Raw genomic sequence first — 14612 nt, forward strand, 5'->3', positions numbered from 1 at the left:
ATAATAAGAAAAAGATCAAGGGTTAAAGTTCAAATATTCTGAATATAAACGACTCTTTTTCAGTCCGAATCTATTTTAACAGGAAGAAACAAGTTCATCAGCCTTGCTTAAATTAGTTTTTTTTAGAACAATTTTATTTTTTTAAACGTTTAAATAATAAATAGTATCTTTACACGTTCAAAATATCAAGGGGAAGATATATAACTTAACAAAATCAGGAAGAATGTCTATCTATAATGCATTACGCTACATAGGAATCGTCACACTTTGCGCTACAGTAATGATATCCTGTGACAAAAAAGCGACATCGAAATATGAGATATCCGGAAAACTGGAGAATCTTACAGGGAATTATTTCCTAATGTCTCATGAAGTCGGCGACTCTGTTGTTATAGATACAATTCCGATAAATGCAAAAGGAGAATTTTCGTTCAAAGGAGCAGTTGACACACTTACAGAAATGTCCCTTTATTTCAACCAGAATACAAAAAGCACCTATATACTTGTAAACAAAGGATGGGATGTAGAACTAAAAGGAGATGCATTATACCCCGACTTGATAAACGTGAAGGGCGGTGATGTGAATGATGACCTCACAACATTTAAGAATCAAAATAAAGAGTTATTAAAGAATCGGGCGGACATCTTGATTGCTGCCGACAGAAAAAACTCAGACAACAATGATACCCTCAAAGTTAAAGACTACGTAGTAGAATTAAAGAATATAAACTTCGAATTATCTAACATTGCGGCTAACTATATAAAAACAAATCCAGAGAAGATAGCAAGCGTGATGTTAATCAACACATTTTTTAAAGACGAATCATCTATTCCCCGCCTCGATGAAAACCTTGCTTTACTAAAAGGAAAAGCGGTTGACTTTCAACTGAGTGCCGATCTAAAACAATTTAGAGATAAAGTAAAAAGATCATCGGTAGGAGCAATAGCACCCGTTTTCAACCTGAAAGATGTAAATGGAAAAAATGTGCAGTTGTCCGACTTTAAAGGGAAATATGTGCTATTAACATTTGCCTCTACAACTTGTGAAGTGTGCAAGTTAGAAAAAAAAGATGCCGTAAAGGTTTATAACGAATTGAAGAAGCAGAAAAAGAATATCGAATTCATATCCATAATCAAAGATATAGAAGATGAACCGATATCAAAGGGTTTCACTGATTCTGTAAAATGGACGATCATACCCGTAAAAGGCGGATGGTCTGCAAAAGAATTCGATACTTATTATATACGCGAGATACCATACAATGTACTTATATCGCCTTCGGGTAATATAACCGACAGAGATTTCCCCGTTACCGCTTTAATAAAAAAGATGGATGAGCTGGTTGATTCTCGCAAATAGTCGTTAACACTTAAGGATTCCTTTTTTTTCCTTATATTTGTGTAGTACTAATAAAAGTACAACTTTACTACTATATACAATATAATAGATGTTAGTCAAAATTTTTGGAGCTGCTGTTCAAGGAATAGAGGCTACACTTATCACCATAGAAGTTAACTGCTCGAAGGGAATTAAGTTCATGCTGGTTGGACTACCTGATGCGTCAGTGAAGGAAAGCCATGAACGAATCATTTCGGCCTTGCAAGTAAACGGATATAAATTTCCAAGACAACAAGTCGTCATAAACATGTCTCCTGCCGACATACGCAAGGAAGGTACAGCTTACGATCTGCCTTTAGCTATAGGGATATTAGCGGCATCAGATAGTGTAAAGCCGAACAAACTTGAAGAATACATAATAATGGGAGAACTTTCTCTCGATGGCAGCATACTCCCCATTAAAGGTGTTTTACCGATAGCCATAATGGCTCGAACAATGGGATTTAAAGGAATTATACTGCCGAATAAGAATGCACGGGAAGCAGCAGTTGTAAATAACCTTGAGGTATACGGTGTAGACAACATCAAAGAGGTAGTAAACTTCTTTAATGGAGATTACGATCTGAAAAAAACAATCGTAGATACTCGCACCGAGTTCTATAATGCCCAACAATTATTCGATTTCGACTTCTCGGACGTAAAAGGACAAGAAAACGTAAAGCGAGCATTGGAAGTTGCCGCAGCAGGAGGTCATAACCTCATTATGATCGGTCCTCCCGGTGCAGGGAAATCGATGATGGCTAAACGAATGCCTTCCATCCTACCTCCATTCACCCTGCATGAAGCGCTTGAAACAACAAAGATACACAGCGTAGCCGGAAAAATAGGCACAGAAACAGCACTGATGGCTCAACGTCCGTTCCGCAGTCCGCATCATACAATTTCTGATGTAGCACTGGTTGGAGGTGGGGCATATCCTCAGCCGGGAGAAATAAGTCTGGCTCACAACGGAGTATTATTTCTTGACGAATTGCCCGAGTTTAGCCGGAGTGTGCTCGAAGTAATGAGACAGCCGCTCGAAGATAGGAGAATAACCATATCACGCTCAAAGTTTACAGTGGAGTATCCTGCAAGCTTTATGCTGATTTCTTCGATGAATCCGTGCCCATGCGGGTACTACAATCATCCCGAAAAAGAATGCGTTTGCCCCAATGGAGCAGTGCAGAAGTATCTGAATAAGATATCGGGGCCATTACTCGACCGGGTAGATATTCATATAGAAATAGTACCAGTTCCATTTGAAAAGATATCGGATAAAACACCTGCTGAAGCAAGCAACCTTATTCGAGAGCGGGTAATTGTTGCTAGAGAACAACAAAGTAAACGCTTCGAGAATGAAGAAGGCATCTACTGCAATGCTCAGATGACACCCAAAATGCTCGCTAAATATGCTTCACCCGATAACGAGGGATTGCAATTATTAAAAACAGCAATGGATCGATTCAATTTATCAGCAAGAGCATACGATCGCATACTAAAAGTGTCTCGAACCATTGCGGATCTGGATAATTCTGAAAAAATTCATTCAAAACATTTGGCAGAAGCAATAAATTACCGAAATTTGGATAGGGAAACGTGGGCGAGTAAAAAATAAATTAATAAATAAGTAATACTAAAAATCTAGATCATGACTTTTACCGAATTAAGTAATTCCATTTTTGTGCAAGTAATAAATGATTACCATAAGGCAGATCATGTTGATACTCCAATAAACAACCCGTTTGAAGAAAAAACCATCGAGTATTTCCTGTACCTCAAAAATTGGATTGATACTGTTCAATGGCATCTGGAAGACATTATTCGTGACCCTGAAATAAACCCAACAGAAGCTCTAAAAATAAAAAGAAGAATAGATAAATCGAACCAGGAAAGAACTGACTTGGTTGAATTAATTGACAGCTATTTCCTTGATAAATATAAAGACATAAAGATACAACCAAATGCCCGTATCAATACAGAAAGCCCGGCATGGGCTATCGACCGTTTATCGATACTTGCTCTCAAAATATATCACATGCAGCAAGAGGTAGACAGAAAAGATTCGGATGCAAATCATCACGAACAGGTTTCTAAAAAATTAGATATATTGTTAGCCCAGCGTGAAGATTTATCCACAGCTATTGAAGAATTATTAGAGGACATAGAAGCAGGAAACAAGTATATGAAGGTATACAAGCAAATGAAAATGTATAATGACCCTGCTCTTAATCCTGTTTTATATGGAAAAGAATCAAAATAACCTAACACTAATTTTGCAATTATGGCTAAAGTATTAGTAATCCGCACTTCCTCGTTTGGGGATGTTGCAATTCTTGTACCTGTCATTTTTTCTGTTGCAGCAAAGTACCCTCAAGACCGTTTTTCGGTAATGACGCGAAAAGCTTTTGCCCCTCTATTCGAAAACTTAGGCTTCAACATTAATGTGATTCCGGTAGACGTTACCGGCAGACACAAGGGCATAGTAGGGCTGTTTAGAATCATCAAGAGGGTTGCAACTCTTGGCTTTTCTCATGTGGCCGACGAACATGATGTTCTGAGATCTAAAGCCATCCGTTTCTTTATGAAAATGACAGGGCGCAAAATGGCTTATATAGACAAAGGGCGTAAAGAAAAAAGAGAAATGATTGCCCATAAAAACCTACAGCCCCCTTTAAAAAGTACTATCGAACGATATCAAAAAGTATTTGACGATTTGGGATTTCCTGCTCCCATGATTTTTACAAATGTATTACAGTTTATACCCAAAGACTTTTCCAGCTTAAGGTCTATAGCTACCGAAAAAACCGGCAAGTGGGTGGGAATTGCTCCTTTTTCTAAGCATAAGGGCAAAATATACCCTCTGGAAAAAATGGAAAAAGTGATTGAGAAACTATCCAAAGACGACAATATTACTATATTTCTGTTCGGCGCAGGGAAAGAAGAAGATAGGGTCTTGTCTAAATGGGCTAAGATGTTTCCAAATACAGTGAATACAATGGGAAAATTAAATCTGGAAAGAGAGCTTATGCTTATATCATATCTGGATGTAATGCTCTCAATGGATTCTGCAAATATGCACCTGGCATCTCTTGTTCAGGTTCCTGTAATCTCAATTTGGGGTGCAACACATCCATCATTAGGATTTTATGGCTTCAATCAGGACTTAGACAATGCTATTCAAATAGATATTGAATGTAGACCCTGCTCGGTATATGGAGACCTACCCTGCCAACGAGAAGATTATGCTTGTTTAGAGAGAATCTCGGAAGATATGGTCGTATCTCGCATTCACCAAGAACTGAATAAAACACAATCATGAAAATAGCGATCCTTTCACCATTTTTTCCCTATAGAGGCGGAATTGCCCAATTTAGCGAATTGCTCTACAGAGGGCTATCGGGAAACAATGAGGTGAAGGCATTTTCATTTACAACATTATACCCTAATTTTCTATTCCCGGGAAAAAGCCAGTATGTCCCAGACAATGAATATTCGGATATAGAAAGCTGTCGTACGCTGAATAGCATAAACCCTTTCAGCTATATAAAAACAGCAAAGGAAATAAATAAATACAAGCCTGACATACTGATTATCTCCTATTGGATGTCATTTATGGTGCCTGCCTACAGCTCTGTTTGCCTGATGCTAAACAAGCAGATAAAAATAGTGGCACTTGTACATAATGCGATTCCTCACGAAAAACGAGTTATAGATAAGCCTCTTACAAAACTATTTTTCAATAGATGTGATGCTTTCATCGTATTAAGTGAAACAGTCAGGAAAGATGTATTATCGCTTTGCAAAGGGGCAAATATATTTTTACATCCGCATCCGATATATGATAATTATGGCGAAACAATAGAAAAAGAGCTAGCTTGCGATAAACTGGGAATAAGAAGTGACAAAAAGAATCTTTTATTTTTTGGTCTCATCCGAGAATATAAAGGTCTCGACTTACTTATAGAATCAATGGACTACCTTGACGATAGCTTCCAACTTATCATATCCGGAGAAAGTTATGGCGATTTTGAAAAGTATAAAAAACTTATCGAGAAATCTCGATTAAAGGATAATATAAAAGTATTCGAGCAATATATTCCGGATAGTATGGTCGCCACTTTTTTCTCAGCAGCAGATGTTTTAGTATTACCTTATCGGTCTGCTACACAAAGTGGGGTTACTGCGATTGCCATACAGATGGAGCTCCCTATAATAGCGACAAATGTGGGAGAACTAGGAAATAGTGTAAAAGATGCACAAATTGGAGTTGTAGCACCAACTGCAACCAATACAGACATTGCCGAAGCTGTATTGGAATTCTTTTCGGATGAAAAGAAGATCTCTATTTATAGGGAAAAAATTAAAGAAGAGAAGAAACGATTATCCTGGAAAAGCTTCATCCAATTTACCGAATCTTCTTTATCCCGCTTGTAACATCCGCCTTCTGGTGCACTCCTATCAATCCTAATGAGTTTTCCTCGGCTCGTTATAGGCAAGAATGATTATTGAGTTTCATAATCCTGTTTGCGTTTAAAATAAGTATCCTAATGAAATATACATATTTCTTGTTCTGGCCTTTCCATCATTATATCCGGGTGCAAAATTTCTCAATCCGCGATCGTATCCTACAGCCAAAACATATCTGTCGTATTCGGCATTAACANNACTAATCCCCAGTCAAATTTTCCGACACCAATACCGAAGAAGTCTTCTTTTTTTCTAAATTCTTTATCGTCATAGACATATGTCCAATGCGTTTTACCGCCTAAGCCATATGCCATAAAAGGTCCCGCATGAAACATCAGACGAAAATCCCTGTTTATAGGCCAGAGGTAACCTACATGAAGCGGTACTTGTAAATAAGCAGGCTTATCGTTATTAATAAAATAGTGACCCGGAGCATCTGATGTCGCCTCTACATATTTTTTGCCTTTAGAACCTTTTACTGTGTATTCCATACCCGTTATCAAATACATTTTATCTGATAATCTGAAATCTACCGTCACGCCTATATTGAAGCCAACTTTGGCATAACTGTCCAGCTCACCTCTTGGCACTCCATCTTGTCCCGAAAGATTTATTCCGGCTCTTACTCCTACAATCGCTACATTATCTTGTGCATTTCCGGCTGTTGCTAGCAGAAGCATTACAGCTAATAGTTTTGTTGTTTTGTAAATTGCATTCATTATTATAACACATTATGTTAAGATTTTGTCAAAATAGTCAATCGTTTTAATCAACCCATCCCTCAGTTGTACCTTCGGTTCCCAGCTTAGCTTTTCTTTTGCTAAAGTTATATCGGGTCTTCTCTGTTTAGGATCATCACTAGGTAAAGGCATAAATATCAGTTTCGACTTTGAACCTGTAAGTTCGAGAATGAGGGTTGCAAGTTCAAGCATTGTAAACTCTCCCGGATTTCCTGTATTTACAGGACCAATAAAAGAGTCGTCGGTCGCCATCATTCGGGTCATCGCTTCAACAAGGTCATCTACATACTGAAAGCTTCTGGTCTGAGTCCCATCACCATATATCGTAATATCTTCTCCTTTGAGTGCTTGCACAATAAAATTAGATACAACCCTCCCATCATTGGGATTCATATGAGGTCCGTAAGTATTAAATATACGTACAATCTTTATCCTCACTCCATTCTGACGGTGATAGTCCATAAATAAGGTTTCGGCACAACGCTTTCCTTCATCATAGCAAGAACGTATCCCTATCGGATTTACATTTCCCCAATAAGATTCGGGCTGAGGGTGTACATTGGGGTCGCCATACACCTCACTTGTAGAAGCTTGAAGCACCTTTGCCTTCAGGCGTTTTGCCAAACCAAGCATATTGATGGCTCCTACTACAGACGTTTTTATTGTTTTTATCGCATTATACTGATAATGTACAGGAGAAGCAGGACAAGCCAAATTGTATATCTCATCCACATCTGCATGAAAAGGATGAACTATATCATGTCTGATTAATTCAAAATATGGATTATCTAAAAGATGTATGATATTATCTTTTGAGCCTGTAAAATAATTATCTAAGCATAAAACTTCATTCCCATCTTTCAAAAGTCTTTCACAAAGATGTGAACCAATAAATCCCGCACCACCGGTGACCAATATCTTTTTGCGATTCATTATTTTACAGAAATAGCTGTTATTTAATTTATTCTAAAACACAAAGAAACAAAAAAACTTGACGAATATAGTTTTTTTATTGAAAGAAAAACTACCTAAAGTACAGTTTTGCAATAGTTTGAATTTATCAGATTCTATTTATGAATTTGATGAGCAAGTTTTCTTATTATTTTATAAAGTTACACGTATGTAAAGTCTATCCACTCCTATTTACCGGATACTATTTTTTTTATCTCATTCAGCTTGTTTAGAGCCTCCATTGGTGTCAGATTGTTTACATCTAATGATTTAATTTCGTCTCTTACCTGACTGAGAACAGGGTCATCAAGTTGGAAAAAGCTTAGCTGATATCCTTCTCTATTTTCTTTAATATCTTTAATCGGTTTGGATATACCTTGTTTACGATTATCCGATTCCAATTGCTTTAATATAGAATTCGCCCTCTTAACAATGCTTTGAGGCATTCCCGCCATCTTAGCTACATGTATACCAAAACTATGTTCACTTCCTCCGGGAACAAGTTTACGAAGGAATATAACTTTATTAGCTATTTCTTTAACCGAAACATTGAAGTTCTTTATCCGCTTAAAGGATTTTTCCATCTCGTTCAGCTCATGATAGTGCGTTGCAAACAAGGTTTTCGCTCTTGCCTTAGGATGTTCGTGAATGTACTCTACAATAGCCCATGCGATAGAAATACCGTCATAGGTGCTTGTTCCACGCCCCAATTCATCAAACAAAACAAGACTTTTAGGTGATAAGTTATTCAAAATATCAGAGGCTTCATTCATCTCTACCATAAACGTAGACTCACCTACCGATATGTTATCAGAAGCTCCTACACGAGTGAAGATTTTATCCACCAATCCTATTTGAGCCGATTCGGCAGGGACAAAACTTCCGGCCTGTGCCATCAGTGTAATGAGTGCAGTTTGACGAAGCAATGCCGATTTACCGGCCATATTGGGCCCGGTAATAATTATTATCTGCTGCTTGTTACTATCCAAAGATACATCATTGGCAATATAACTTTCCCCAAGCGGTAACTGCTTCTCTATTACAGGATGTCGACCATTCTTTATCTTCAAAACATCCGTGTCATTTATCTCGGGACGGATATATTTATTCTCTTTTGCAACTTTGGAAAAAGAAAGTAAACAATCAGTCTGAGCAATAAGACTTGCATTTGCCTGTATTGCCGGTATATACTCTACAATACTAAGAACAAGTTCATTGAATAGATTAGACTCCAAAACCTGAATTTTTTCTTCAGCACCCAGTATCTTTTCTTCATATTCTTTCAGCTCCTGAGTAATGTAACGCTCCGCATTTACCAATGTTTGCTTGCGTATCCAGCCTTCAGGGACTTTATCTTTATGAGTATTTCTGACTTCAATATAGTAGCCAAATACGTTATTAAAACTGATCTTGAGAGATGATATACCTGTAGCTTCAGTTTCTCGTTGCTGTATCTTTAATAAATAATCTTTTCCTGAATAGGCTATATCTCGAAGCTCGTCCAGTTCCGGGTTTACTCCTTTTCTTATTATATTTCCTTTATTAATCAGAGAAGGGGGATCGGGTTGCACTTCTTTTTCGATACGATCATGTATCACCGGACAAGGGTTGAGCCTTTCTCCTATTTCTCTCAGGCTTGGCTCGTCCGAAGCCAAAAATGCATTTCGTATCGGTTCTATTGCTTTCAATGCCACCTTGAGTTGAACGATTTCGCGCGGAGAAACTCTGTTTACGGCAACCTTTGAAATAATCCGCTCCAGGTCTCCGATCAACGCAAGCTGTTCTTCGAGCAAAGTTTTCAGTTCTATATCCTTAAAGAAGTATTCTACAACCGACAAGCGGCTATTGATAGGTTTTACATCTTTGAGCGGGAATACAAGCCAGCGGCGAAGCATACGTGCACCCATTGGTGAGACTGTCTTATCCAAGATGTCTAACAGGCTTTTGCCTCCTTCGTTCATCGTTGAGATAATCTCAAGGCTACGCACTGTAAACTTATCTAAACGTACATATTTATCCTCCTCTATACGAGAGAGAGATGTTATATGCCCTATCTGAGTATGTTGAGTAACATCCAGATAATGAAGAATTGTCCCTGCAGCAATAACTCCGTTTGTCAGATGCTCCACACCAAACCCTTTCAGATTGCGGGTTTCGAAATGCTTCAAAAGGCGACCTTTTGCTGTATCTTCGGTAAACACCCAATCGTCGAGCTCGAAAATAAAAAAACGAGAGCCAAACGACTCTTCAAACATTTTTTTCTTACTTCTCTCTAAGAGCACCTCTTTAGGAGAAAAGTTTGTAAGTAGTTTATCTATATATTCTTTTGTACCCTCTGCAACCAGAAATTCTCCGGTAGAAATATCCAAAAAAGAAACTCCACAGGTGTTCTTTGCAAAGTGAATGGCACAAAGGAAATTATTCTCTTTATGATTTAGTATATTATCATTGATTGATACCCCGGGGGTAACAAGCTCGGTAATACCTCTCTTTACGAGGGTCTTCGTTTGCTTAGGGTCTTCCAATTGGTCACAAATAGCGACACGCCTTCCGGCACGTACCAACTTTGGCAAATATGTATCCAATGCATGGTGTGGAAATCCTGCCAATTCTACAAACTGAGCAGTACCGTTTCCTCTACGCGTAAGCGTGATTCCCAAGATCTCGGCAGCATCGATAGCGTCATCCGAAAATGTTTCGTAAAAGTCTCCTACTCTGAACAATAATATAGCATCAGGATGCTTGCTCTTGATCTCAAAATATTGTTTCATCAGTGGGGTTTCAGCTACCTTTTTTGACACAGTATTTATATAGTTTAGATGTTTTTATGAATCAATTATAAGAAAACAAAGATAGAAAAAAATAAATGAAAGTGTGATGAATCTTTATTTTGGCTTCGAAAAACGGAGTTAAAACTTATTTGTTTTTATCTCTCTAAATCCTCTTACGGTTTAATCGCTATCAAGTTCTGCATATCATCATTCATTTTATTTAACCATAGAAATATATTCTAAAGGAAAATATATATTATATTTGTAGCTGTTTTTAGAAAAAGAAAAAATGATGAGACGGTATACAAAGAAGTGGATTGCTACTCGTTTTTTGCAATTTATTTTAGGTATCTTTATCGTAGCAGCAAATACTTCCTGCTGCATAACAGGATATTGCCAGATAGATAATAATCAGCAATATGCCGGATCGAAAGAGATAAACAAAGAAAAATAATATAAATAGAATGAGATTATTATTACTAGTATTGATCGCAGGAATCTCGCTTACAACTTATGCTCAAACCAGCAGTAGCAAGACAGAGGAACCTACTAAAACAGAAAACAAAGTGAAAACAATACATTTAAACAAAATAGATTTCTTAAAGAAAGTGGCTAATTACGAAGCCAATCCGAACGAATGGAAATACTTGGGAGACAAACCCGCCTTAATTGACTTTTATGCAGACTGGTGTGGGCCATGTAAGGCTGTAGCTCCTGTTTTGGAGGAGTTAGCAAAAGAATATGATGGAGAAATATATATTTACAAAATAGATACGGAAGCAGAGCTTGAGTTATCCGCTCTATTTGGAATCAGAAGTATTCCAAGCCTGTTGTTCGTCCCGATGAATGGAACCCCACAAATGGCACAAGGTGCTCTCCCTAAAAACGCCCTAAAAGAAGCTATAGACAAAGTTTTGTTAGAAAAGAAGTAAAAGACTCTCGTATAGGACATAAAAAAAGGACTTCAAATTGAAGTCCTTTTTTATATTTTCGTCAATATCTTATTCCCACTCGATAGTTGCCGGTGGTTTTGACGATATATCATAAACGACACGATTCACTCCTTTCACCTTATTGATAATCTCGTTAGAGACTTTAGCTAAAAACTCATAAGGCAAGTGTGCCCAGTCGGCAGTCATAGCATCTGTAGATGTTACGGCGCGTAAAGCGACTGTATTCTCATAGGTACGTTCATCGCCCATTACTCCTACCGAACGGATTGGCAACAATATTGCTCCTGCCTGCCATACTTTATCGTACAACCCCCATTCACGCAACATAGAAATATAAATATCATCAGCATTCTGAGCAATCTCGACCTTTTCGGGAGTAATATCGCCAAGGATACGAATTCCAAGACCCGGGCCCGGGAACGGATGACGCTTGATAAGATTTTCTTTCATGCCAAGTTCAAGACCGACACGACGTACTTCATCTTTAAATAACAGGCGAAGAGGTTCTACCAACTTCAAGTGCATCTTTTCAGGTAAGCCACCAACATTATGATGCGATTTGATTACTGTTCCTGTTATCGACAAAGATTCTATAATGTCAGGATAAATAGTACCCTGTCCCAACCATTTTATGTCAGTCAACTTATGCGCTTCTTCATCAAAAACATCAATAAAGCCTTTACCTATTATCTTACGCTTTTGCTCAGGGTCAGTAACCCCAGCAAGAGCTTTATAGAAACGATCTTTAGCATTAACGCCTATCACATTAAGGCCAAGATGCTCATAATCTTTCAAAACGTTTTCGAATTCATTCTTACGAAGCAAGCCATGATCAACAAACACACACGTAAGGTTTTTACCGATTGCCTTATTCAATAATACTGCCGTTACTGACGAATCTACGCCTCCCGAGAGTGCAAGAATCACCTTATNNCGTATCGATAAAAGAAGCAGGCGACCAGTCGCGCTTCATCTTACATATATTCAAGAAATTACTCAACAAACGTGTACCATCTGTTGTATGAAAAACTTCGGGATGGAATTGCACAGCCCATGTAGGCTCTCCATCTATTTTGTATGCTGCAGCCTCTACATCACCTGTACTGGCTATAGTTTTAAAATCGTGAGGAAGAGATGTTATTGTATCACCATGCGACATCCAGACCTGAGTACCTGCTTGTATTCCATCAAAGAGAGGCTCCGAAGAGTCTATTTTCGCAAGATGAGCTCTCCCGTATTCGCGAGAGTCGCTTTTCTCTACTTTTCCGCCCGATGTATAAGCCAAATATTGTGCTCCGTAACAAATACCCAGAACAGGATAGTCTTTTCTTATTTCACTAAGTTCAGGTTTAAACGCATCAGAGTCGTTTACCGAAAATGGACTTCCCGAAAGAATAACTCCTTTTACTGTTTCATCTCCGAATGGAAATTTATTGTAAGGCACTATCTCGCAGTACGTATTGAGTTCTCTTACTCTGCGACCAATAAGTTGGGTGGTTTGTGACCCGAAATCAAGAATAATGATTTTTTCGTGCATAAATATAGATAAGTAAGGGATGTTTATTTAATGCGCACAAAGATACATCATTTTTTGGTCTTACTAAAGAGCTATTTTTATTTTTTTACAGTCCTGAGACTTCTGTATTATATTAACCTTTGATGTTTGGGAAGGATACTATAGTTTATGATGAGAAAATACGGATGTTGATTATACTTTAAATGACAATTGAGATATTTGAAAAGGGCTAGTACATTGAGACAAGATATTATAGAGCAAAAATAAATTATTATGTATAGATTAATAATTCATTGGCTTTATCAATTTTTTTTTCTAAAACATCACTTAGTCCTGTAAAACATTCAATTAATCTTTTCTTCGATTTTGTATGAGTTTTATCTAATTTACTTTCATCATTAAGCATTGTTTCTTTACAACTTCTTGTTGCATCAAGAAAATCTTCCATTGCCTCAATTAGAGACTTTATAGACTCTCTTTCAGGTTCAATATCTTCATCTTCAAGTTGAGCTAATTCTCTCATTTTTATGCTAAACTCGATTGCTTTGGAAAAAGAGTCTTCTATAATAGGAGACTCCTGCTCGCAAACATCTCCTAGTATATTATTTTCATAGGCTAACTTTAATAAAATAGGACGTACTTGAGAGAATGACATGTTTTTATTTTCTTGTATATTATTCAACATTTTAGTTGTTTTATTTGTAAACTCTGTATTTCGTTCTAAGGAAGAAGTGATTGTTTCTAATGATCTCAGACAGATTGCTATATTATCATCAAATTTTTCACGACAATCTAGTAAATCTAATTCTTCTTCAGTTTTTTCTTCTTCATAAATAACTAAAGATGTTTCTAAAGTTTCTTGATTATATTTTTTACTTAAAAAATCAATAAATTCAGTTTTCTGTTTATTCCATGTTGATACTCTTGATTTTGTTTCGCATATTTCACTAATCTCTTCGTATAAAGAATCCAATGCAGCAGAATCATCTAACTTTATACCCCTTTTAATGTTATAGAGCCAACCAATAGACTCAAAACCAATATTTGGAAAAACTATTGGCTTAACATTCCTATTTGTAGCCCAAGCTGCACCCATTTCATTAAGACATATTTCGCTTTTCTTATAATTCTCAGATATCATAAACAAAACATAATTACAATTTGTAATATATTCTTTTATGAAGTCTCTAATATCTTCTCCTGATTTGACCCCTGTGTCTTCTCGAGATGTGCATACTATATCTTTAACTTCTAAATTCATGCCTAACACTAATATTTTATCAATAAAGATATCCACAAGCTCTTTATCTAAAGTAGAATGACTAATAAAGATTTTCTTCATTATGAGAAATAATTAAAAACTTAGAATGTATACAACATCTCAAATTTAACATTTATTTATAAATGTATAACTTTATTTATAAAATTATTCAAGACACAAATATCAAACTACGAAAATTAATGAATTTGTAAATACAATTCTTAGTGATAATGTGGGATACAGGGCAAAAATGAAAAAAGCCTTTCATTTTTGAAAGGCTTTTTGTTAAGTGATCCCGCTGAGAACGCTTTTTTATCTCGTAATAGATATAATAATCAATCGTTTAAAGTTTTCAAGAGGCACATTCGTGACGAATTCGTAACGATTAAAACAATGTCCTTTTGTCTTGTTTTGGCAGACCTCTGTAAGCCTAACTTCTTACGTCAAATATAGGTATTATTTATCTAATCCAAATCTCTTGACAAGTATATTTTACTGAAAGTTTATATACCTAATTATTTATTATCTAGTCCATCCATTCTTTCCTCAAGAAGTTTTATCAATTTATCTAAAAA

General features: G+C 36.8%; 11 protein-coding genes and 1 pseudogene. 7 read left to right on the forward strand and 5 right to left on the reverse strand.

The window, feature by feature from the left end; translation table 11 throughout:
• Positions 1–223 precede the first annotated feature (223 nt).
• From B3P17_RS09860 to B3P17_RS09880, 5 genes are all read left to right on the forward strand, one after another.
• Positions 224–1360, forward strand: coding sequence for a TlpA disulfide reductase family protein (locus tag B3P17_RS09860; RefSeq protein ID WP_291105314.1), 1137 nt, complete (start codon positions 224–226; stop codon positions 1358–1360).
• Positions 1361–1448: 88 nt separating this feature from the next.
• Complete coding sequence (locus B3P17_RS09865; RefSeq protein WP_252638019.1) at positions 1449–2993, forward strand: YifB family Mg chelatase-like AAA ATPase; 1545 nt, start codon at positions 1449–1451, stop codon at positions 2991–2993.
• Between the two features lie 33 nt (positions 2994–3026).
• Entirely contained in the window at positions 3027–3638 is a 612-nt protein-coding gene (locus tag B3P17_RS09870) for a DUF4254 domain-containing protein (RefSeq protein WP_252638020.1), read from the forward strand.
• Positions 3639–3659: 21 nt separating this feature from the next.
• The gene (locus B3P17_RS09875; protein WP_252638021.1) at positions 3660–4697 is read left to right on the forward strand and encodes a glycosyltransferase family 9 protein; all 1038 of its coding nucleotides are present in this window, start codon (positions 3660–3662) and stop codon (positions 4695–4697) included.
• Positions 4694–5812 carry a glycosyltransferase gene (locus B3P17_RS09880; RefSeq protein WP_252638023.1) on the forward strand — a complete coding sequence of 373 codons (1119 nt, stop codon included), beginning with the start codon at positions 4694–4696 and terminating at the stop codon, positions 5810–5812. Before B3P17_RS09875 ends, B3P17_RS09880 begins: the two co-directional genes overlap by 4 nt.
• Before the next feature lie 191 nt (positions 5813–6003).
• Here B3P17_RS09880 and B3P17_RS09885 read toward each other — a convergent pair whose 3' ends face one another.
• The 3 genes from B3P17_RS09885 to mutS form a co-directional block, all read right to left on the reverse strand.
• Complete coding sequence (locus B3P17_RS09885) at positions 6004–6564, reverse strand: porin family protein (protein WP_291105318.1); 561 nt, start codon at positions 6562–6564, stop codon at positions 6004–6006.
• 12 nt (positions 6565–6576) lie between these two features.
• Positions 6577–7518 (reverse strand): UDP-glucuronic acid decarboxylase family protein, encoded by a 942-nt coding sequence (locus tag B3P17_RS09890; RefSeq protein WP_135105468.1) that lies wholly within the window; start codon positions 7516–7518, stop codon positions 6577–6579.
• A 206-nt stretch (positions 7519–7724) separates the two neighbouring features.
• Positions 7725–10307 carry a DNA mismatch repair protein MutS gene (gene mutS, locus B3P17_RS09895; RefSeq protein ID WP_291105320.1) on the reverse strand — a complete coding sequence of 861 codons (2583 nt, stop codon included), beginning with the start codon at positions 10305–10307 and terminating at the stop codon, positions 7725–7727.
• A 289-nt stretch (positions 10308–10596) separates the two neighbouring features.
• Between mutS and B3P17_RS09900 the strand changes: the two genes are divergently transcribed.
• A complete protein-coding gene (locus B3P17_RS09900; RefSeq protein ID WP_252638031.1) occupies positions 10597–10761 on the forward strand; it encodes a hypothetical protein in 165 nt (54 codons plus the stop codon).
• Positions 10762–10771: 10 nt separating this feature from the next.
• A complete protein-coding gene (gene trxA, locus B3P17_RS09905) occupies positions 10772–11239 on the forward strand; it encodes a thioredoxin (protein ID WP_252638033.1) in 468 nt (155 codons plus the stop codon).
• A gap of 69 nt (positions 11240–11308) precedes the next feature.
• On the opposite strand, the pseudogene guaA reads toward trxA, so the two are convergent.
• Positions 11309–12797: pseudogene (guaA, locus tag B3P17_RS09910) on the reverse strand (glutamine-hydrolyzing GMP synthase).
• A gap of 250 nt (positions 12798–13047) precedes the next feature.
• A complete protein-coding gene (locus tag B3P17_RS09915; RefSeq protein WP_252638037.1) occupies positions 13048–14118 on the reverse strand; it encodes a toll/interleukin-1 receptor domain-containing protein in 1071 nt (356 codons plus the stop codon).
• Positions 14119–14612: the final 494 nt, after the last annotated feature.

It is taken from the genome of Dysgonomonas sp. UBA7630, assembly GCF_002483985.1.
Lineage (GTDB): Bacteria > Bacteroidota > Bacteroidia > Bacteroidales > Dysgonomonadaceae > Dysgonomonas.